Source organism: Bartonella sp. AA168HLJHH, from assembly GCF_042197365.1.
Classification (GTDB): domain Bacteria; phylum Pseudomonadota; class Alphaproteobacteria; order Rhizobiales; family Rhizobiaceae; genus Bartonella.
This window is the reverse complement of the sequence record NZ_JBHIRS010000003.1, coordinates 145,865-166,222: the sequence shown is the minus strand read 5'-3', so window position 1 is coordinate 166,222 and position 20,358 is coordinate 145,865. Positions and strand designations below refer to the sequence as shown.

The window sequence follows — 20,358 nt, the reverse complement described above, 5'->3', positions numbered from 1 at the left end:
TTGTTTTTATTTTGCTTGTTATGTACAAGAAAACAGTTTTTTGGTTTATTATTAAAAGGTTTGGAAAAGAATATTCTCCTATCTTTATAAATCTTTATTTCAAGTTATAAAGTAATGAATTATCAATATAAATCAAATGAATATCACATAAATCTAAAGATTTAGATTAACATCTAATTTATTTATGATAAAATTGCTTTAATATATTGAATTATAATGATAATTTATCGTTTTATCTTTTGAATAAGAGCTACGAATATTCGTAGGGTTTTATTATTTCAAATTCTGTGTATGTTAAATTAATCAAAACCACTCACGAATGTCGTTGTGAAATGGGCTTAAGAGCATTGAGAAATGTTTCTTAAAAAAAGTTATATGAATGTGCAAAACAATGATGTTCTGTTCTTTATGAGAGGACTATAAAGAAAGTGATAAACAAAAGTGCAACGCAATACATAATATTCATTATTTAAAAGATATTACTTTAGTTCGTTTTGAAATTCGTAAAGCTGAGTGAAAGGAAGACGGTAAAACTGGAAATTGTTTTTACCTTTACATTTTCCCTAAATGAGAATGTATACTCGTCAGTATGCACAGATATAGGAAAATATTTTTGTTCTAATCTAGTAAAATTGCAATAGCAGAGAAAATACTAAACTGTTTTAATATTTTTCTTAAATACCTAAAATGGATTGTGGCATTTTTAGAAATCTTTTTACTTGTATCATATATAAGAACTCTTATTGTATTGAAGAGGCATTTTTTGCATAAGATCTATGAAGAGTATCGTTTTTATGAAGCTATGGCTTCATGTAAGGGAATAACATTTTCTCCTTCTCTTTCTGGTGGTTTGATTGTTAAACCACTTGCCTTTAAAAAATTAGAGAAACGTCCCCCTTTATCGATCAATTCTTGAAAGTTTCCTTTTTCCATTAAGTGACCATGATCCAGAAAGAGTATCACATCAGCATTGCGTACTGTTGAGAGGCGATGTGCTATAATAAAAGTAGTACGGTTATGGCTTATGCAATCGAGAGCATCTTTGACACGTGCTTCTGTTTCAACATCAAGAGCGCTTGTTGCTTCATCTAGAATGAGAATAGGGGCATTTTTTAAAACAGCGCGTGCAATTGCTAGTCGCTGTTTTTCTCCACCGGATAATTGAGATCCTCGTTCGCCCACCATTGTGTTATAACAATCAGCTTTTTTTAGAATAAAATCGTGAGCTTCTGCTATTTTTGCTGCTTCATAAAGTTCTTCATTCGTTGCGCTCGCTTTTCCTATTGAAATATTGTCATGAATAGTACGGTTAAAAAGACCCGAGTCTTGAAATACTGTTGCTAGAGATTTGCGTAAAGATTCGCGATTGATTGAGCATATATTTATTCCATCAATGGAGATATGCCCAAGGGTAGGGTCGTATACGCGCTGTAACAGATTGATCAATGTTGTTTTTCCAGCCCCTGTTGGTCCTACAATTGCAACAGTTTGTCCTGCTTTAACCTCAAAGGAAATATCAAAAACACCTTGAGAAGAATTTGGGAATTGATAGGTCACGTGATGAAATTGTATGGCGCCTTTAACATTTTGGAGGGAAGGAAGATTTTGCGGTTCGTTAATATGAAAGGTTGAGTCTTCCATTTCAAAAAATTCTTGCAGTTTTGCTTGTGAGGATATTGCACAATTAATAAAATTGCTCATTTGGTCTAGGCGGCTAATCATGAGTTGTGCAAATCCAACAAAAGCAACGACTTCACCTACTCGTAATTGATCTTTTGCAACAAAAAAAGCTCCAAGGAGAAGAACACAAACGATTGAAATTGTTGAAGCCATTCGATTTAAGCCACTGGCGAGCGCCCACCAATTGAGAACAGGATTTTGTGCTTTAAGCAGAGCATTTGTATGTTGATGTAGTGTAGAAGCTTCTTCTTTTATTCGGTTATAACTTTGTACAATGGAAACATTAGAGATTGAATCACTGACATGTTTAAAAAGGTTATGATGATAGCATTCTACAGCGGCTTGTCCGTCTTTTGTTTTTCGCATCACTAAACGTGCAATTAATACATAGGTGATGGCAAGCACAACCAAGACTATTGAAAGACGCCAATTCATATTAAACGCTATGGGGATGAGAACCAATAAGGCGACAAGCGTTGAGAGATGTTGGCGCATAAAATCAAGCCATATGGTTGACATGGAATCTATTGCGCGCAAAAGTGTATGGAGTGCGTTGGAAGTTCCACGTTGTTGATGCCAAATTAAAGGCATAGCAATGATACGTTCGAAAGATTCCGTTAAAACCGTTAAGCGGCGTCTATGGGCTAAGCGGTCAGCACCGCGAGCAACAAGGACATAAGCAATAATATGTGAAAGTCCAAAACAAACCCAAATGGTAAGAGTAGGAATGATAGCTGATTTTTCTGAAATAGAATCAATAACACGTCCGAATAAAATAGGTTCTGCAATAGTGATAATAGCTAACATAACATTAGCGGTACAGATTAAAAGGGATGCATTTTTTTCTCTATTTAGGTAAGTGAGAACACGTGCATAGGTTTTAAATAAGGACACGGTTAATTATCTCCATTCGCTATTAAGCGTAAAGGCTGTTGATTTTTACAACGCTTAGTTTTTAGCTAATAAAATTTGGACGTTAAGAAAAGGCAATTTTGGATACTAACTGTAATATGGTGTGATAAAACCAACTAAAATATGAATTTTTGTGTTTATAAAGGCGCAAAAATAGATCAATAAAATTATCAGGTAAGGGAATTTTCATGGCAGGCATAGAAATAAAAAAAGTTGAGGCAGATGAAAATGGAATGCGCTTAGATCGCTGGTTTAAAGTGCATTATCCAGGACTTGGTTTTGGAGCTTTGCAAAAATTGTTGCGTTCTGGTCAGATACGGGTTGATAGTGGACGTGTTAAAGCCGATACGCGTCTTTGTATAGGACAGGCTGTTCGTATTCCACCTCTCCCTATTAATGACAAGGAAAGTCTTTCAATAACGGATAAAACACTTCGTGGGCAGGATGATGGGACCGTTTTGAAAAAAATGCTGCTTTATGAAGATCCAAAGGTATTTGTTTTTAATAAACCAGCTGGGTTGGCTGTACAAGGAGGCTCTGGTTTAACTCGTCATATGGATAGTATGCTTGAGGTATGGCGCAATAAAAAAGGTGAAAAGCCGCGTTTGGTTCATCGTCTTGATCGTGAGACGTCGGGTGTGCTTATTGTTGCGCGATCAAGGGGAGCTGCTCAGTTCTTAACTGCTGCTTTTAGAGCGCGAGAAACAAAAAAGACTTATTGGGCGTTGGTTCGGGGTGTGCCTAAAAAAAAGCAAGACAAAATTTCAACGTGGATGGTTAAGGAAATGACTGCACAAGGTGACAAAATGCGTGTTTGTGAACATGGGGAGCCAGATTCACATCATGCGGTTTCCTACTATCGCGTTTTAGATACGCGAGGGCGGGCTCTTTCGTGGCTTGAAATGGAACCCTATACAGGGAGAACACATCAGCTTCGTGTGCATGCAGCCCATATGGATCATCCTATCATTGGCGATACAAAGTATTTTTTTTCTGATAGTAATTGGACATTACCAAGAGGAATTCAAAATCGTCTTCATCTTCATGCACGTCGTATTCGTATTCCGCATCCTTCAGGAGGAATATTGGACATTGTTGCACCTTTACCACCTCATATGGTCCAAAGTTTTAATCTTTTATCTTTTAATGAGAGTGATGCTGAAACCGACTAAACAAACTTCATTTGTTCTTTTTGATTGATACAAATTTTGTCTATAAATTTGATAAGATGAATAGGGCATCATTTGAAGAAAGTTTTTGATAAGTCAATCGCTATGAGAAAATTGTGTTTTTGAGTGATGAAATTTTCGAATATCATGGCTTTCTTTCTACAGTTCTTTATCCATAATTGATTGTATTGTTATTTTTGGATATGGTGTATCATTTAATAATCTGAGTTTATGAAGCTGCTTCTTTGAATTATCTATAGAGGTCATATATTGGGAAGGCGTGTCTGTTGAGGGAGATGAGTTAGATAAAATCTGAAAGATATTTACTAAAATAGAGAAAGCGATTTTAGTTTTTTCATGGGAGATAAAGGAGGCATTTTATAGTAATGCTGAGGAAAAGTAGCCTCTCAAAAATTCCTGTTGTCAAGGAAGTTTGTTTTATTATCAATGTGGTTTGATATGCTTATAGTATAGATTTATGCTTTTTGTATCTTTGCTTACACAATGAAGCTTTCTTAGCAAAGTTCTCCTTTCAATGAGCAATTATTTTTCTACTTACTTAGTTTATCCAAAAGACTATCTTTCATAAAAGAAGAAATAAGTTTTTAGTATCTTAATGCTGCATTGAAGTGAACTCATCACATTGAAAAAATATCTAGACAAAAATTGGAGATAAAACGTCAGGCGCGTTTTATTGCTCTAAGGAGGGCTTGAACACTTTTGTTTTTTTAGTGAACAAAACAGATATTTATTATGGAAACATTCAAAGGGGAGATAAGTTGAAATGAGGAGTGATTGATGGGATCATTATTGATTGACGTTAATAACGTCTCAAAAATATATCGCAACATTGACAGAGGAATTGGTTTTAAAAACAAGGTCTTTTCTCTCTTCAAGCCGGTTTATACAAATCATCATGTGTTAAAAGATATGAGTTTTACCCTCTTTTCAGGGCAATCGTTAGCAATTCTTGGCCCTAACGGAGCGGGTAAATCGACACTGATTAAAATACTTTCTGGTATACAATACGCTGATGAGGGATGTGTTAAAGTCCTTGGTGTTGATCCTTATAAAGCGAAGAAAAATCTGTTCAAGTCTTTGGGTGTGGTCTTTGGTCACAAGAATTGTTTATGGTGGGATTTGCCCTTACGCTACAGTTTGGATATGGTTCAACCATTATATGGTCTTGAACGCGCCTCTTTTACCCGTGATCTTAAAGAGATCGCTGAGTTGCTGGGTCTTGAGCATATTATGGATAAGCCAGTGCGGATGCTTAGTCTGGGTGAGAGAGTGAAAAGTGAATTGGCATTTAATCTCTCCTTTAAACCTAAACTGTTGTTTCTCGATGAGCCAAGTATTGGTCTTGATATTACATCTAAGCATGAAATCAGGGAGCTTCTTAAAAAACTGAAAAAGGAGCGTGGCACTGGGTATATCATCACAAGTCATGATATGGGAGATATTGATGGATACGTCGATGATATTATTCTTTTGCATAAAGGAAAGAAACAGTTTCATGGTAATCTTCATGCGCTTAAAAGTGTCATTCCTTCTTTGGTGAGAATGACACTTTTTTGTGAACATATGGCTGCACCTTCAGCTGTTGTAGAAAAAATTGATGAGATTGCGTTGAAATTATCTACTCCTTTAAAAGATAAGCACTTTAACGCTGAAGAATGCTCGCTGGAGGTTTCGCTGCCCCGTGAGGATTTTGTGCGTTTTGTACGCGAAATTACAACCGAATTGAACTGTACGTTCTCTGTATCCACTCCCTCGCTTGAAGAGATGCTCCGTGTTAAATTTAAAGAATTTATCTAACCACTGCTTTGGTATGTTTCTTTTTGCCAAGAATGGATTACTCACTGTTCTAAGTGATAGAGCAATGTTTTTTACCGATATTATCATTGGGACACTTTCGCCATTTGTTATTCAACTTCTATTATGGAATGCACTTTTCTCTGATACGGGCAACACCATCAATGGCTTTAGCTTTTATGATATGATGTATTATTATGCTTTTGCTTTAGTCCTAGGTCGCTTAAATAATGGTTATAATGTGATTAAGTTTTTCTCTCATCATGTTAAAGAAGGTCAATTAGAAGTATATCTTACAAAGCCCTTTAGTTATATGACACAAATGCTTTTTACTTTTTTAGGGGAGAGTGTATTATATAGCATCCCGTTATTGGCTCTTTTTGTTGTTAAGCTTGTTTTATCCTATGAAAATATTCTGGGATTGGTCATCGCTTTTCTGTTCTTTTTTCTGGTTGTTATTCTATCACAATTGCTTTGTTTTTTACTCTCTTTTGGAATTGCCTTATTAAGCTTTTGGGTGATTGAGTACAATATATTACTCTCTTTCAGTATTCTCAGTTCAACGCTTCTTGGGGGTGTTCTTTTACCACCATCTTTTTGGCCGGTGTGGCTTATTCCGCTTATGCAATTTAATCCCTATCGTTTCATGATATCAGCTCCTGCCGAGTTTTTCGCGACGCAAAATTTAGCGTTGTTTCAGCAGTTTATTTTCGGAAGTTTTACTTCTATTTTGTGTTTTTTATTCTTAATTTATATTGCTTGGAATAAAGGGATGAAAGCATATAATGGAGCAGGTGGTTGAGATGAAAATAATCCTTCATTTTATCATTTTGAATATCCGCCGACAGATTGTTTATGGTAAGAATTTGGCTGGGGAGTTTATTCTTTCTCTATGCTATTATTTTATTCAATTCATATTTATTGATAGAATATCTTCTTTTTCAGGAAAGATCGGTAACTATAGCAGAGATGAAATCCATTTTATCTTTGTTGTCTTTGTTCTACTTGGAATATTTTTGAATATTTTTACTAATTCTATTGAAACGTTTTTTGAAAAAGTAGCGGATGGTAAAATTGAACCATACTTGATAAAGCCTGTTTCAAGCTGGTTGTTGATGTTGTTTGGTTGGTGTAAATCTCTTAATTTGATCAAGCTCTTTGTTCTTTATGTTAGTGCCTATTTATTTGTATCATTACCGGATATTTCTGATCTTAAGCTCAGATGGATCTCTTTTGTTGTTGCAATATTTTGTGTTTTTATTGTCAATATTTGTTTTTTTCTGATGTTCAATTTTATAACATTTATTATTAGCCGTAAGATGCCTGTCGAATATTTTCATGAAATGATTTACGAGCTTTCATTTGTACCAATAGGAATTTATCCTTTAAGCATCGTAAAATGGCTTTTGTTTATGCTTCCTATGGCTTTTTCTGCTTCCTTGCCTGTGTCATTGTTGCTTGGTAAAGGCGAATGGAATATTGGATATCTTCTGTTGAGCGCTTTTCTTTCCATGGTCATGACTTTCATAAGTTATAAGAAAACAATGCGTAAATTTAATGGATTAGGGGGATGAGATGAAAGTCAGCATGATTATAAAAATAAAAAATTGAGTGAAAATTCTATCGTACTGTAAAATATCGTTATTTATGCTGGCGGTATAGGGTATGTAAAATTTACACATGAGGATTTTTATTAGACATATTCATGCATAAAATCGGTTGTATTTCTATAGCTATGAGCAAAGAATTTACAACAGAAATCATAGAGTTAAATTTCTTGGTTTTAGATCAGTTTTAGTTTGAGTTTGGATGGCTGCTTGATGACACAAGCCAATTGTAAGATGGTATACAATATTAGTAGTGCTTTTTCCTCCGAGCAAAATTTACTTTTGTTGCGTTTATAGTGCTAAAAAACTGTCAAAGATGGGTAATTTTTAGATGTGTAGAATGTGGTTATTCGTGCGGATTTTGTTGGTGCATTCAATATATTATTACGTGGATGAGTTTTTGCTTAAACAATAAGAAAATTGACAGAATAAAGCTTTTAAGTTGCCTGATAGAAAGCTAAGAGCTGCGCTAAACAACATAATAGCAATTATCAAGAAAACAATCACATAGAGATTTTTCAGCATGCTGAGCAGTCAAAGTTCAGTTAATAATTGCTTGGAAATAAAAGGATTCACCAATCCAAGCAGGCAAAAACGATGGCAACGCAACTGAGCTCAATAACATAATTAAATATATTTCTTTGTTGCACTTATAAACCAATAAAATTATACTTAATTTTATTATGAATTTCTTATTTCATGTTACGATTTTATTTAATAGAAAGATAATTATTATGTAATATTTTTATTATTATTATAAACATTATTATTTAATTGAAAATATACAATTTAAATACATACAATATAAACATAATATATTTATATTATTTTAAATAGGTTATTTTAAAAAGTAATTAAATAATATATTATTTTGTAAAAAAATATTTTCTATTTTTTAATTATTAATAAGATCATTTTTCAATTTTTCTTAACAAGGATAAGAGAAAAATGAAGTTTTACATCCTCTTTTACAATAAATAAAAATGATACTTTAATCTTGTGTTGCTCTTTAAGCTTAGAGCTATACAGATGTTATTTCTTATCATTAATAAAACTAATGTGATTGATGGCGTAGAGATTACAAAGGGCTAAATTTTTTTCATGTAATTCATATCTTTTACAAGACTTTAAAAATAACACAGAAAAAATGAGAGAGGAAGGAATAGTGAACAAGAGTGATAAGCTTTTTCATTTTCTAGTGTTATGATTACTTTTGTATTTTACGGTTCATTCATTGTATATATGATCAATTCCAAAATTTTTATTTTAAGCTTATAGTGAATCTATATTTTTTTCTGTTATTGAAGTGTTGTAGTGATTGAGATTAAAATATCACAATAGTGAACACTCTGATTTAATAGAGAAGATTGTTTGCTAGCAAATAATCTATCCATATCAACGTTATTTAAATTTTTTTCAAAATATATATCTACGCTAATTTTCGTGATTGATATCTTTTCTAAGATGAAAAGGGGCATGAGCTGATTTGAATATCGATAAATTTTTCGTATCAACTCAAAAAATATACGATCATATAATTTTATGGCTATTCTAGATTATCATTTTGATAAACTGAAGAAGTATAACGATTAGCATTACAAAGGTTTGTGCAAAAATGCTTTTATTGGACATTATTAAATTTTTTATGATTTATATTTTAATCATTTTATCTTGGTTAGAAAGAAGGTGGACTCATTTTTATTTCTCTATTTTATCTTAAAATCGTGGAATTATATTAATGTTAGAAAGTTATAATTGTGGAAGACAATGAACTTTATTAAAATTATTCCATGTTCTGGTAGAAACGCATGGCTGTGAAAACGTTGAAATGTGTAATAGCTTATGGTATTAGATTTAGCGCATTCACCAAAGTTATCCCTTATCTTATCTAATTTAGCTTTTTCAATCAAAGAGTTAAGCTGGTTCTTACGCTAATTGTAGCTGGGGCAAATATTTTTTCTCAATCTATACTAAAGAAAAATATTTTATAAAAATATTTATTTTAATATATTATACAAAAAATAAAAACATTGTATGTAACTAAAAAAACAACATATTGATATTTTTTATATTATAAAATCATAATAATAGTTATGATAATAAAGCTAAATTTATAATAAAAACAATAAAATAACTTTATTTTAATATATTTTTATCTTTAAATTACTCAATGTAAATTACAAATAAAATAATTGACAATCCTTAAATAAACATGTAACGGATATATTGTAAGTGTAATATAATATAAAAATAACAATTAAAATAAAATTATTAATTGAATTTTGTATTATATTTTTATTATCAGAAGATAAATATACTTTATATATAGATAACGGAATGTTTTCTATTTAGAGGGGGCGGTAAAGAAAATTTATTTTACTAAATATTGTAATTAGGTGGTTATGATGAAAATATTCAAGTATTGTATAGTATGTTTTGTTGCAGTAGCGATTTTCTTTTCACAGATTTTAAGAGCTAATGCTGATTCTTTAAATGGTAGATTTCAAAATGCTGGTTTTATTTCTGTAATGACACAGGAAAATAGAGTTATTAAAGCTGTTGATATGGTTATTAGCCAGTTTGGAGGACAAGGGGGTGAGAAAAATGTCCAAAAAGTCGCGGGTTTAATGGGGATGGAGACAGCGATTTTTGCTTTAATCGCATATTTTGTATATTTCTTTACTAGAAAGCCGCCCAGTCCTAACAGAGAGACAGGTGGAAGAACATTCGATGCTTTTGCTCATAGTTCATGGGCTTTGAATTAAAAGATATTATCATTGATCAAATTTGAATTATGCTGTTATTGAATGTTTATATTAAATAAACCGTGTTATTTAATCACGGTTTATTTATTTTTTACTCTTAATGACATTGATAAGTTTATCTTTTTATATCATTAAGATATTGTTTTGTGGATGCCAGTATATGGCGCATTAAATTCAGCTAATCAGTTGCTTTTTAAATTTACTTAAATTTTTTCCTCTTCAAAATACGCGTTTGAGCTAAGTTTGTGGTTGATATTTTTTTATGATGAAAACGCGAATGCATTAATTGAGATATCCATAAACTTTGTATATCAACTCAAAAAATACAAGGTCACACAATCTTACGACTATTTGTGGGTTTTATGTTGATGAACTGAATAAGTATAGCGATGCGTCTTACAAATATTTGCAAAAATGCTTTTATTGGAATCTTTTAATCTCTTTGTGGTTTACAATTCATTTTATCATTTTATCTTAAGCAAAGAGAATGTGGATTCATTTCTATTTCTCTATTTTATCTGAGAAGGGTGGAGTTATACGAATGTCAAAAAAAGTCATGATCGTGGAAGATAATGAGCTTAATATGAAGTTGTTTCGCGATCTTGTAGAAGCGAGTGGTTATGAAACCGTTGAAACGCGTAATGGTCTTATGGCATTAGATTTGGCGCGTTCATCAATGCCATCTCTTATCCTTGTGGATATCCAGTTGCCAGAGGTCTCTGGAATAGATGTTATTAAACAATTAAAAGAAGATGAAGAACTTCGATCAATCCCCGTTGTTGCTGTAACAGCTTTTGCTATGAAAGGCGATGAGGAGCGAATTCGTGCCAGTGGGTGTGAAGAATATATGTCAAAGCCTATTTCTGTCCCTCATTTTATCACAATGGTAAAGCATTTCTTGGACTAAAGCTTGTTAAGTAATGATAGAAAAAATATTGAAAAGCTTATAAGATTGCTAAAGTCGTCGCGTAAATATTTTTGTGCTTTAGCACGTCGATATATTACAAGTTAGTAAAACAGATTTAAAAAATTGAAACTGAAGTTTTGAATTTTTTCGGTCTATTTTTCTTGCCTTTTATCTTAAGAGAAGAGGTTGTTTTGCATTCTTGTTTTTTCTAATCGGTATAGATTTGTTCCTACATTCATCTAAAAGTCTGTTTTAGCAGTTTAAAAAAGCCCCGTTTTTGTCCGAGGCTTTATGCATTGCAAAATTGAAATTAACGCTTTGAGAATTGGAAAGAACGACGTGCTTTTGCTTTACCGTATTTTTTACGTTCAACAACACGACTATCACGGGTAAGAAACCCACCTTTTTTCAAGATTGAGCGAAGTTCTGGTTCGTAATAGGTTAAAGCTTTGGAAATGCCATGGCGTACTGCGCCGGCTTGTCCAGAAAGACCACCGCCTGCAACGGTTGCAATAATATCAAATTGGGTATCCCTATTTGTTGCAACAATTGGTTGACGAAGAATCATTCTAAGAACAGGACGAGCAAAATATTTGTCAAATTCCTTATTGTTGATCGTGATTTTTCCAGAACCTGGTTTAATCCATACACGCGCAACAGCGTCTTTACGCTTTCCTGTTGCGTAAGCACGTCCTTGTGAATCAAGCTTCTGCATGTGAACAGGAACAACATTTTCATGTGTTTCTGTAATACTTGTTACTATGCTAAGCTCAGAAAGAGAATTAATTTCAGCCATAATCAAGCAATCCTTTTGTTTTTGCGGTTTAAAGCACCAACGTCAAGAGATTCAGGCTGTTGTGCTTCATGTGGATGTTGGCTTCCAGCGTAAACACGTAGATTCTTCAATTGACGGCGACCAAGAGGTCCACGAGGAATCATACGCTCTACCGCTTTTTCAATAACGCGTTCGGGAAAACGCCCCTCAAGAAGTTGACGTGCTGTACGTTGTTTGATTCCACCAATATAGCCGGTATGCCAATAATATTTTTTATCCGTATATTTTTTGCCAGTGAGAGCTATTTTATCTGCATTAATGACAATAACGTTGTCACCATCATCAACATGTGGAGTAAATGTAGCTTTATGTTTGCCACGTAAGCGGTTAGCAACAAATGTGGCAAGACGACCTAAAACAAGGTTTTCTGCGTCAATAATAACCCATTTTTTCACCACTTCAGTTGGCTTTTGTGAAAAAGTTGCCATAGAAGTATCCTTTATTCGAACCCTTTTAATATAAGGGAATTTTTACTGTTTTGCGTTGAAAATTGTTACCATAGCGAAATATTTAACGCATACTACTTGCTCTGATATAATGTCTTTTGATTGACGTCAAGAGAAAATAAAAACTTTATAAAACAATATGTTACAAGAAAGGTATTATAATACCCCATTAAAAGAAGTTTGTAGACCATTTAAACTTAAAATGAATGTTGCAAAAGACTATTTTATCTTTAACGCATGATTGTATTTTATCGTTCTTCATTATAAAATAAGAAATAATGCAGTGGTCTCGTTATTTTCTCAATGTTGAATCTTCTGCTTGTGGTCAAGCTTGGTTAGATGCCCTTGATGTTCAAGGGATAAATAACGCGCGCGCTATTTCTCAAAAATTTGGCTTTCCAGATCAGTTAGCTCGAGTACTTTCAGCAAGAGATGTGGATGAAGCTGAGGCTGTTGCTTTTATTAATCCAACATTACGTACGCTTATGCCTGATCCAGAAAGTTTTAGGGATATGCAATGCGCTGCAGAGCGTATTGTTAAGGCTCTTTTCAATCAAGAACAGGTTGCTGTTTTTGGTGATTATGATGTTGATGGTGCTTGTTCATCGGCACTCATAGCGCGTTTTTTTCGTTATTTTGGTATTGAAGTCAAAATTTATATTCCTGATCGTATTGTTGAAGGCTATGGTCCGAATGAACAAGCAATGAGGATGCTTGTGCAAGAAGGCGCTCGGTTAATTATCACTGTTGATTGTGGCGCAAACAGTCCTGATGCCGTAAAAGCAGCGAGGCTTGCTGGTGCTGATGTTGTGATTTTAGATCATCATCAAATGTCAGAGATTCATCAAGAAGCTGTTGCTCTTGTCAATCCTAATCGTCCTGATGATTTTTCTAAACAGGGGCATTTATGTGCAGCTGGCGTTGTTTTTGTTACGTTAGCTTGGGTTCATCATTTGCTGCGGAAAAAACAATTCCAAGGACCGCTGCCTGATCTTTTAAGTATGCTTGATCTTGTTGCATTGGCAACCATATGTGATGTCGTTCCATTACAGGGGGTTAACCGTGCTTTTGTGTTAAAAGGGCTTCAAGTTGCTCGTTCTATGCATAATCTAGGAATAACAGCTTTAACAAAGGTTGCACGAATAGGGGAGCCGCTTAATAGTTTTCATTTAGGTTTTTTATTAGGTCCTAGAATTAATGCAGGAGGGCGCATTGGTGATCAAGCTTTGGGAGCACGTTTGCTTAGCTGTGAGAATAAAGATGAAGCGGACAGAATAGCAGAACAATTAGATCGGCTTAATCAAGAACGACAAGAAATGGAGAATATTCAATTAGCACAAGCGGAATCCTATATTGCTTCTCTTTATCAAGGTCAAGAAATACCATTGTCACTTGTAATTTCTCATAAAGAATGGCATCCGGGGATTATTGGTATTCTTGCTTCCCGCCTCAAAGAGCGTTTTTTTTGTCCTGTTTTTGCTATTGCTTTGAAAGAAGATGGAAATGGCGTAGGGTCGGGACGCTCAATTAATGGTATAGATTTAGGAGCAATCGTTCGTGAAGCTGTTACATTAAATTTATTAGAAAAAGGAGGGGGACATAGTATGGCAGCAGGAATTACAATTCAATCAACAAAAATTGAAATTTTTCGAAAATGGCTAGAAGAAAAAGTTTCTTTAATGGTTTCACAGTTGCGTGCAAAAAAATCTCTTAGTATAGATGGTTCTCTTTCTGCTTCTGGTGTTAATGAAGCGCTGTTTGAATTGCTTGAAAAAGCAGGGCCATTTGGGGCAGGGAATGCAACACCTGTTTTTGTTCTTCCCTCTCATCGACTGGTGAATCTATCTGAAGTTGGTAAAGGACATCTTCGCCTCATTGTATCTAATGTTGAAGGAAAAAAACTACAAGGAATAGCTTTTCGTGCTGTAGGGACATCACTTGGTGATTTTCTTTTTGAAAATATTGGTGAAATGATTCATTTAGCTGGTCATCTTAGTTTGAATTATTGGAATGGAACGATCAATCCGCAACTGCGCGTGATTGACGCAGCTGCAGTGGTTTGAAAGGGATATTTTTTATATTAGATGTCTAGATTAGAAGCAAAAGTAGAGTTTTCTTGTATGAAACGAAATCGTGCTTCTGGTTTTGTTCCCATGAGACTTTCTACAGTCTTTTTCGTTTCTTGCATTTCCACGGCATCAATAGAAACACGAAGCAATGTACGTTTTTGAGGATGCATAGTCGTTTCTTTAAGTTGTTCTGCGCGCATTTCACCCAGCCCTTTAAAACGCCCGATTTCGATTTTAGCTTTTCCAGTAAATTCAGTTTTGAGCAATTCATCCTTATGAATGTCGTCACGAGCATAAGCAACTTTTCCTCCTTGCGATATTCTATAAAGGGGAGGGACGGCAAGATATAAATGTCCCTGATGAATAAGGTCAGGCATTTCCTGAAAGAAGAAGGTAATGAGCAGTGACGCAATATGAGCACCATCAACATCAGCATCTGTCATGATGATAATACGTTCATATCTGAGATCTTTTTCACGATACTTGGAGCGTGTTCCACATCCAAGAGCAAGGATAAGATCGCTAATTGTTTGGCTTGAGTTCATTTTTTCATGTGCAGCACTGGCGACATTTAAGATTTTACCACGAAGAGGTAAAATTGCTTGGTTTGCTCTATTTCTTGCTTGTTTAGCAGATCCTCCTGCAGAATCCCCTTCAACAATGAATAGTTCAGCACCCAAAGCATGGTTCTGGCTACAATCTGCAAGTTTACCGGGCAGACGTAATTTACGGACAGCAGTTTTTCGACTTATTTCTCTATCTTGGCGTCGTCTAACACGTTCTTCAGCACGTTCGATAACCCAATCGAGAAGTTTTGTTGCTTCTTGTGGGGAATTTGCTAACCAATGATCAAAAGGATCCCGGATTGCATTCTCAACGATACGCTGTGCTTCAATGGTTGCTAATCGATCTTTTGTTTGTCCAACAAATTCAGGGTTACTGATAAAGACTGAAAGTATTGCGGCTGTTGAAATCATAATATCGTCAGACGTAATAATCGTTGCGCGCTTGTTTCCTATTAACTCAGCGTAGGATTTCAATCCACGCAAAAGAGCTTGACGTAATCCTATTTCATGTGTTCCGCCTTCTCCTGTAGGAATCGTATTGCAGTAAGATTGCACACAAGAATCACCACCATGCCAAGCGATAGCCCACTCAACGGAGCCATGGCCATTATTGTGTTGTGTTTTGCCAGAAAAAATTTCTGACGTTACTCGATATTCATCTTTTAGTGACGAAAGTAAATAGTCTTTAAGCCCATCGGGAAAATGAAAAACAGCTTTTTCAGGAATATTTTTTGCGCCTTCAAGTATGACGGGATCACAAGACCAGCGAATTTTTACGCCACCAAAAAGATAGGCTTTGGAGCATGTCATCTTATAGATTTTTTCTGGATCAAAAGCTGCTTTTTCACCAAAAATTTCATGATCAGGATGAAAACGAACGCGCGTACCACGACGATTATAAACATCTCCCAGATCTTCCAATCCAGATTGAGGAATACCGCGTGAGAAACGTTGGCGGTAAAGTTTTCGTTCTCGTGCAACTTCAACTTCCATATCATCAGAAAGAGCATTGACGACAGAAATTCCTACTCCATGAAGTCCACCTGCAGTTTGATAAGCCTTTCCATCAAATTTTCCCCCTGAGTGGAGTTGTGTCATAATAACTTCAAGAGTCGATTTCTCAGGCATTTGAGGATGATTTTCAACAGGAATACCGCGTCCATTATCTGTAACGGTTATATAACCGTTCCTATCTAATGAGACCTCAATAGAATCTGCATAACCCGCAACAGCTTCATCCATCGCGTTATCAATAATTTCGGCAAATAAATGATGAAGCGCTTTACTGTCTGTTCCACCAATATACATTCCAGGGCGTAAACGTACGGGCTCTAACCCCTCAAGAACTCGAATAGAGAGAGCATTATAGTCATCTTCTTGCGTATCTTTTGCACTTTTTCTTGAAATCATCGCGTTTGATTTCATTGGAGACTGCAGAGTGTTTTCTTTTGTATTTACCCGAGATTGGGCTTTATTTAAAACACTAAAAAGATCCTTTTTGTTATCGCTCATAGCGTTTAACTATCCACCTCATAAAATATTTCATTAAAATAAATTTTATGCCTGTTTTTTATTTAAAAATCAATGCACTTAGGAAACATCGATTGTTGGACCAAAAATTTTTTCAAAAGCGTGTTTGAGAGCAATATCAATATCATGCATTGCTACAGAGTACCCTAGATCAAGAAAGCTTGTTACACCGTGGTTTGTAATTCCACAAGGAACAATTCCTGAATAATGGGCTAAATTAGGATTAACATTGATAGAAACTCCATGAAAACTTATCCATTTGCGCACTCGAATGCCAATAGCTGCAATTTTATTTTCAGAAGAAAGATCATTTTGTTTTGATGGGCAATGAGGCTGTTTAATCCAGACACCAACGCGATCTTCTCGTCGTTCGCCTTTAATATTAAAATTTGCAAGCATCTGTATGATCCATTCTTCTAATGCACTAATGAAAGCACGAATGTCTTGTTTTCGGCGTTTAAGATCAAGCATGATATAAGCAATACGCTGTCCTGGACCGTGATATGTAAATTCACCTCCACGTCCTGCTTCATAAACAGGGAATAAATTAGGTGCCAAAAGATCTTTTTTATTTGCACTCGTTCCCGCTGTATAAAGGGAAGGGTGTTCAAGAAGCCAAACTTGTTCATGCGCGGTTTTTGCAAGAATTTTTTCTACACGTTCTTGCATATAACGCAGAGCTTCAGGATACTCAATCAGATGATCGCTTATTTTCCATTCGACGGGTGGATTTTCTAGAATTGCATTAAAATGATGTGATAAGTGATTACGATCTGTATGTTTCAATTCACATGTCATGGGTAATATTTATCTTGATGTTTGAGTTTGTATTGTAATCAATAAAAGTGATTACAGAGTAAGGTATAGAATTGTTGAATAAAAGAGAATACGTTCATAAAATTTTATCTTAAGAAGATTTGCTACGCTTAAAAATCCACGTTCCTTTTACCATCTTCCTGTTGCACCGCCACCACCTGATGATCCACCACCACCCCTAAATCCCCCTCCACCTCGAGGACCTCCGAACCTTCCACCAGGATATCTGCCACCGGCACTTAAGTTAAGAAACCAAGGTGTGAAGATGATCCCCAGCCAGAGATACTTTTGTGGCCCCACTTTTTTACCAAAAATCATTGCAAGAATAGGAAGACCAAACATTATAAAAAAGGCTAAAAACATAATTGCATTGATTACCATTTCTTCTTTTTCAGCTTGTTTACGTTGTTCTTCAACGATTTTAGCTTTTTCTTTGATGCGAAAAGTAAAATCAGAATCACTTTCTGTAATAACTTTGATAATTGCATCAACTGCTTCAGCAATTCCTTTTTGATAATTTCCTTCGCGAAAATTAGGAATCATGAAGCTATTAATAATGACAGAGGAAAGAGCATCTGTTAGCTCTCCTTCCAAACCATATCCAACTTCGATACGTGCTGTGCGTTCATTCGGTGCAATGACCAGTAATACACCATTATTGATCTTCTTTTGGCCTAATCCCCATGTACGAAAAAGAGAATTGCTGTACGTTTCTATATCGTTGCCCGAAAGAGTAGGGAGTGTTACAAGAACAATTTGATCTCCCGTTTTCTCTTCGAGTGCTGCCAGTTTTTTTGTTAAGTCTTCCTTGGTTGCATTATCGAGCAAATGAGCCACATCATTAACATAACCTGTTAAATGAGGAAATTTTATTTGCGAACAAGCGATACTTCCCAATGCAGCAACTAAATACAGAGAGCAGATAAAAGCCCATAATTTTGGAAATACAATACGTTGCAAAGAGTATCGAAATGATTTCATTAATTAAAATTAACCTTTGGTGTTTGTTGGCTATCTGTATCGATGGTAAAAGTTGGCATGGGTTTAGCATCGCGAAACCATAACTTTGCCCAAATCATCGTCGGCATTGTTTTGAGTGCAGTATTGTAGGCACGTACTGTTTCAATATAATCGCGGCGCGCAACGGAAATACGGTTTTCTGTTCCTTCTAATTGTGATTGAAGAGCAAGAAAGTTTTGGTTTGCTTTAAGATCCGGATAGTTTTCAACAACAGCCATAAGTCGCGAAAGTGCACTTGATAAATTTGCTTGATTTTTGAGATATTGCTGCATAATTTCTGGATTATTCAACATATCTGCATTAATGTTGACTTGTGTTGCTTTAGCACGTGCTTCAATTACATTTGTGAAAACACTTTGTTCATGAGCTGCGTAAGCTTTAACTGTTTCTACAAGATTGGGGATGAGATCTATACGACGTTGATATTGATTGAGCACTTCACTCCATGCTGCATGTGCTTTTTCTTCATTTGTTGGTATCGTATTAAATCCGCACCCACTTAAAAATGGCACTAACCATGCCAAAAGAATCACGATTGGAAATTTTTTTAATATTTTAAACATTGAAGAAGTTTGTACATTTAACATAAAGATGTCTCCACAGATATTTTATGTATTATATAGGGTTTATTTTCTTGGTGGAAAGTATTTTGAACTTTATAAACAGGCGTATTTATCAATAAATTGATATCTCTCTGCGTTTTAGGTACGCTTAAGTGACTTGTTGATATTAAAATAATAATAGTAATATAGATGTCATCTTATAAAAGATCAATAATATTAATATTAATTATTATTACAGAAAATTATATTATTTTCGTAGGAGTTTTGGGTTTCAAAATGTGCAGATAATAACTGGAAAAGAGAAAAATGTAAGGATCAATTTTATAGAAAAATAGAAGGTAAGGGCAGTTCCTATTTTCTTCCTTTAGAAGTTATGCTTAACGTATTGGATAAAAAGACTTTTAATTATGTATATCAGCAACTGTAAGGAGAGACAAAGTCCTATGATAGAAAGTGTTCAGCGGCAAAGTGAAAAGTTTGATGGATTGGCTAATGATTATGATCGTTATCGTCCTCGCTATCCCCTTACTTTATTTAAAACCATGCTCTTTCCTTTTAAGAACAAAAAGAATTTGTCCATCGTGGATATAGGCGCTGGGACAGGCATCGCATTAGAGGGGATTGTTAAATTTTTAGGCAACGAGCATCAATATCATGCTATTGATGTATCGGAAGATATGATTAAGCAGGGACGAAGAAAATTTCCGAACGTGCGGTGGTATCAGGGCCGAGCCGAAGATCTATTGCTTCAAATAGGCAAGGTAGATCTTATCGTTGCAGCGCAGGCATTTCAATGGATGGATCGCCCTAAATTGCTTTGCGTTATTTCAGATCAACTTCGGGTCAATGGTGTCATGGCGGTTATTCAAAATAATCGTGATTTCAAGCATAGCGAATTTCTAGAGGCTTATGAGACATTGTTAGAGAAGATGAGTCCAAATTATTCCCGTTATTATCGTAATTTTGATTTTTTACAGGAAATGAGTGATGGCTTTGGGGTAGATCCAGAAAAGATTTCTTTTCATACGCACAATTGGACGATGATGATCCCATCTGAAGCTTTTATTGGAATGAGCCGCTCTTCAACGCAAGTGCAACGCGCTATTGCTTGCTATGGGGAAGAATATTTGCGGCAATTGGTCGCATTGATAAAGAAATATGAAGTGCAAGGCAATTTGGAGCTTTTGTATCAAAGTGAGCTCTATATGTATGCAGGATAATCCGATATCGATGATTGCTTTTGCTCTTTTAACACATCAGAGTGGGCGGTATTCAGAAAATTAACGCCTTATTAAGTCAGACTTTGAGAGAGAAAGGTTTTTTCTTCTTCAGCATTCACATTGACATCTTATTACCGCTGATTTTCATTGTTCATTTAATATGAGAGAGTTTAAATAGAAAACTTATGCTCTGCATTATAGCATCGAAGCGCTTTCTTTACTGCAGTTTAACAACAGATTATTTTATAAAATGGAAAGAGGTAGATTGAATAGAAATGTTTGATAATTCTTTGTTTTTATGATTGCTTTTTATTATTAAATGAGAGTGTTTTTAATAAATTTTGACAAAAATAACTGAAAAAGTACAAAAAATTATCATAATCAGAAATTTGTAGTAAAAAAGGTAATGGCTTGGAAGAACCTTAAAAAAACAACTCA

General features: G+C 34.8%; 15 protein-coding genes. 8 read left to right on the top strand and 7 right to left on the bottom strand.

Going from position 1 to position 20,358, the window contains the following annotated elements; all coding sequences use genetic code 11:
• Positions 1 to 792: 792 nt before the first annotated feature.
• Entirely contained in the window at positions 793 to 2,574 is a 1,782-nt protein-coding gene (locus ACFINM_RS03700) for a glucan ABC transporter ATP-binding protein/ permease (RefSeq protein WP_375621429.1), read from the bottom strand.
• Between the two features lie 206 nt (positions 2,575 to 2,780).
• Here ACFINM_RS03700 and ACFINM_RS03695 point away from each other — a divergent pair, with 206 nt between their 5' ends.
• The 6 genes from ACFINM_RS03695 to ACFINM_RS03670 all read left to right on the top strand — a co-directional run bounded on the left by ACFINM_RS03695 (position 2,781) and on the right by ACFINM_RS03670 (position 10,855).
• The gene (locus tag ACFINM_RS03695) at positions 2,781 to 3,764 is read left to right on the top strand and encodes an RluA family pseudouridine synthase (protein ID WP_375640506.1); all 984 of its coding nucleotides are present in this window, start codon (positions 2,781 to 2,783) and stop codon (positions 3,762 to 3,764) included.
• Between the two features lie 795 nt (positions 3,765 to 4,559).
• Positions 4,560 to 5,579, top strand: coding sequence for an ATP-binding cassette domain-containing protein (locus ACFINM_RS03690; protein WP_375621427.1), 1,020 nt, complete (start codon positions 4,560 to 4,562; stop codon positions 5,577 to 5,579).
• On the top strand, positions 5,554 to 6,378 hold the full coding sequence (locus ACFINM_RS03685) for an ABC-2 family transporter protein (RefSeq protein WP_375621426.1): 825 nt from the start codon (positions 5,554 to 5,556) through the stop codon (positions 6,376 to 6,378). Before ACFINM_RS03690 ends, ACFINM_RS03685 begins: the two co-directional genes overlap by 26 nt.
• On the top strand, positions 6,362 to 7,150 hold the full coding sequence (locus ACFINM_RS03680; protein ID WP_375630113.1) for an ABC-2 family transporter protein: 789 nt from the start codon (positions 6,362 to 6,364) through the stop codon (positions 7,148 to 7,150). Before ACFINM_RS03685 ends, ACFINM_RS03680 begins: the two co-directional genes overlap by 17 nt.
• A 2,438-nt stretch (positions 7,151 to 9,588) precedes the next feature.
• Positions 9,589 to 9,948 (top strand): hypothetical protein, encoded by a 360-nt coding sequence (locus tag ACFINM_RS03675; protein ID WP_375630137.1) that lies wholly within the window; start codon positions 9,589 to 9,591, stop codon positions 9,946 to 9,948.
• A 541-nt stretch (positions 9,949 to 10,489) separates the two neighbouring features.
• Positions 10,490 to 10,855: a response regulator gene (locus ACFINM_RS03670; protein WP_273724078.1), complete on the top strand. Its 366-nt coding sequence runs from the start codon at positions 10,490 to 10,492 to the stop codon at positions 10,853 to 10,855.
• A gap of 310 nt (positions 10,856 to 11,165) precedes the next feature.
• Here the strand turns inward: ACFINM_RS03670 and rpsI are convergent, their stop codons facing one another.
• Both rpsI and rplM read right to left on the bottom strand, forming a co-directional pair.
• Positions 11,166 to 11,651, bottom strand: coding sequence for a 30S ribosomal protein S9 (gene rpsI / locus ACFINM_RS03665; RefSeq protein ID WP_375630114.1), 486 nt, complete (start codon positions 11,649 to 11,651; stop codon positions 11,166 to 11,168).
• A gap of 2 nt (positions 11,652 to 11,653) precedes the next feature.
• A complete protein-coding gene (gene rplM / locus ACFINM_RS03660) occupies positions 11,654 to 12,118 on the bottom strand; it encodes a 50S ribosomal protein L13 (RefSeq protein WP_015856544.1) in 465 nt (154 codons plus the stop codon).
• A gap of 296 nt (positions 12,119 to 12,414) precedes the next feature.
• Here rplM and recJ point away from each other — a divergent pair, with 296 nt between their 5' ends.
• A complete protein-coding gene (recJ, locus tag ACFINM_RS03655; RefSeq protein ID WP_375640501.1) occupies positions 12,415 to 14,199 on the top strand; it encodes a single-stranded-DNA-specific exonuclease RecJ in 1,785 nt (594 codons plus the stop codon).
• Between the two features lie 17 nt (positions 14,200 to 14,216).
• Here the strand turns inward: recJ and parE are convergent, their stop codons facing one another.
• The 4 genes from parE to ACFINM_RS03635 all read right to left on the bottom strand — a co-directional run bounded on the left by parE (position 14,217) and on the right by ACFINM_RS03635 (position 18,724).
• A complete protein-coding gene (parE, locus tag ACFINM_RS03650) occupies positions 14,217 to 16,283 on the bottom strand; it encodes a DNA topoisomerase IV subunit B (RefSeq protein WP_375632404.1) in 2,067 nt (688 codons plus the stop codon).
• Between the two features lie 78 nt (positions 16,284 to 16,361).
• Positions 16,362 to 17,099: a lipoyl(octanoyl) transferase LipB gene (lipB, locus tag ACFINM_RS03645; RefSeq protein ID WP_375630117.1), complete on the bottom strand. Its 738-nt coding sequence runs from the start codon at positions 17,097 to 17,099 to the stop codon at positions 16,362 to 16,364.
• Positions 17,100 to 17,246: 147 nt separating this feature from the next.
• Complete coding sequence (locus tag ACFINM_RS03640; RefSeq protein ID WP_375611497.1) at positions 17,247 to 18,098, bottom strand: TPM domain-containing protein; 852 nt, start codon at positions 18,096 to 18,098, stop codon at positions 17,247 to 17,249.
• Positions 18,098 to 18,724, bottom strand: coding sequence for a LemA family protein (locus ACFINM_RS03635; protein WP_375621420.1), 627 nt, complete (start codon positions 18,722 to 18,724; stop codon positions 18,098 to 18,100). The genes ACFINM_RS03640 and ACFINM_RS03635 overlap by 1 nt, the downstream gene beginning before the upstream one ends.
• Positions 18,725 to 19,143: 419 nt before the next feature.
• On the opposite strand from ACFINM_RS03635, the gene ACFINM_RS03630 reads away from it, so the two are divergent.
• The gene (locus ACFINM_RS03630; RefSeq protein ID WP_375640495.1) at positions 19,144 to 19,920 is read left to right on the top strand and encodes a class I SAM-dependent methyltransferase; all 777 of its coding nucleotides are present in this window, start codon (positions 19,144 to 19,146) and stop codon (positions 19,918 to 19,920) included.
• Positions 19,921 to 20,358 lie beyond the last annotated feature (438 nt).

Bases quoted from the DNA above. Each gene is read 5' to 3' on its own strand.
- ACFINM_RS03640 (WP_375611497.1), bottom strand. From the start codon at position 18,098: ATGAAATCATTTCGATACTCTTTGCAACGTATTGTATTTCCAAAATTA.
- ACFINM_RS03670 (WP_273724078.1), top strand. From the start codon at position 10,490: ATGTCAAAAAAAGTCATGATCGTGGAAGATAATGAGCTTAATATGAAG.
- ACFINM_RS03695 (WP_375640506.1), top strand. From the start codon at position 2,781: ATGGCAGGCATAGAAATAAAAAAAGTTGAGGCAGATGAAAATGGAATG.
- ACFINM_RS03630 (WP_375640495.1), top strand. From the start codon at position 19,144: ATGATAGAAAGTGTTCAGCGGCAAAGTGAAAAGTTTGATGGATTGGCT.
- rpsI (WP_375630114.1), bottom strand. From the start codon at position 11,651: ATGGCTGAAATTAATTCTCTTTCTGAGCTTAGCATAGTAACAAGTATT.
- ACFINM_RS03680 (WP_375630113.1), top strand. From the start codon at position 6,362: ATGGAGCAGGTGGTTGAGATGAAAATAATCCTTCATTTTATCATTTTG.
- ACFINM_RS03690 (WP_375621427.1), top strand. From the start codon at position 4,560: ATGGGATCATTATTGATTGACGTTAATAACGTCTCAAAAATATATCGC.
- lipB (WP_375630117.1), bottom strand. From the start codon at position 17,099: ATGACATGTGAATTGAAACATACAGATCGTAATCACTTATCACATCAT.
- ACFINM_RS03675 (WP_375630137.1), top strand. From the start codon at position 9,589: ATGAAAATATTCAAGTATTGTATAGTATGTTTTGTTGCAGTAGCGATT.
- parE (WP_375632404.1), bottom strand. From the start codon at position 16,283: ATGAGCGATAACAAAAAGGATCTTTTTAGTGTTTTAAATAAAGCCCAA.
- rplM (WP_015856544.1), bottom strand. From the start codon at position 12,118: ATGGCAACTTTTTCACAAAAGCCAACTGAAGTGGTGAAAAAATGGGTT.
- ACFINM_RS03635 (WP_375621420.1), bottom strand. From the start codon at position 18,724: ATGTTAAATGTACAAACTTCTTCAATGTTTAAAATATTAAAAAAATTT.
- recJ (WP_375640501.1), top strand. From the start codon at position 12,415: ATGCAGTGGTCTCGTTATTTTCTCAATGTTGAATCTTCTGCTTGTGGT.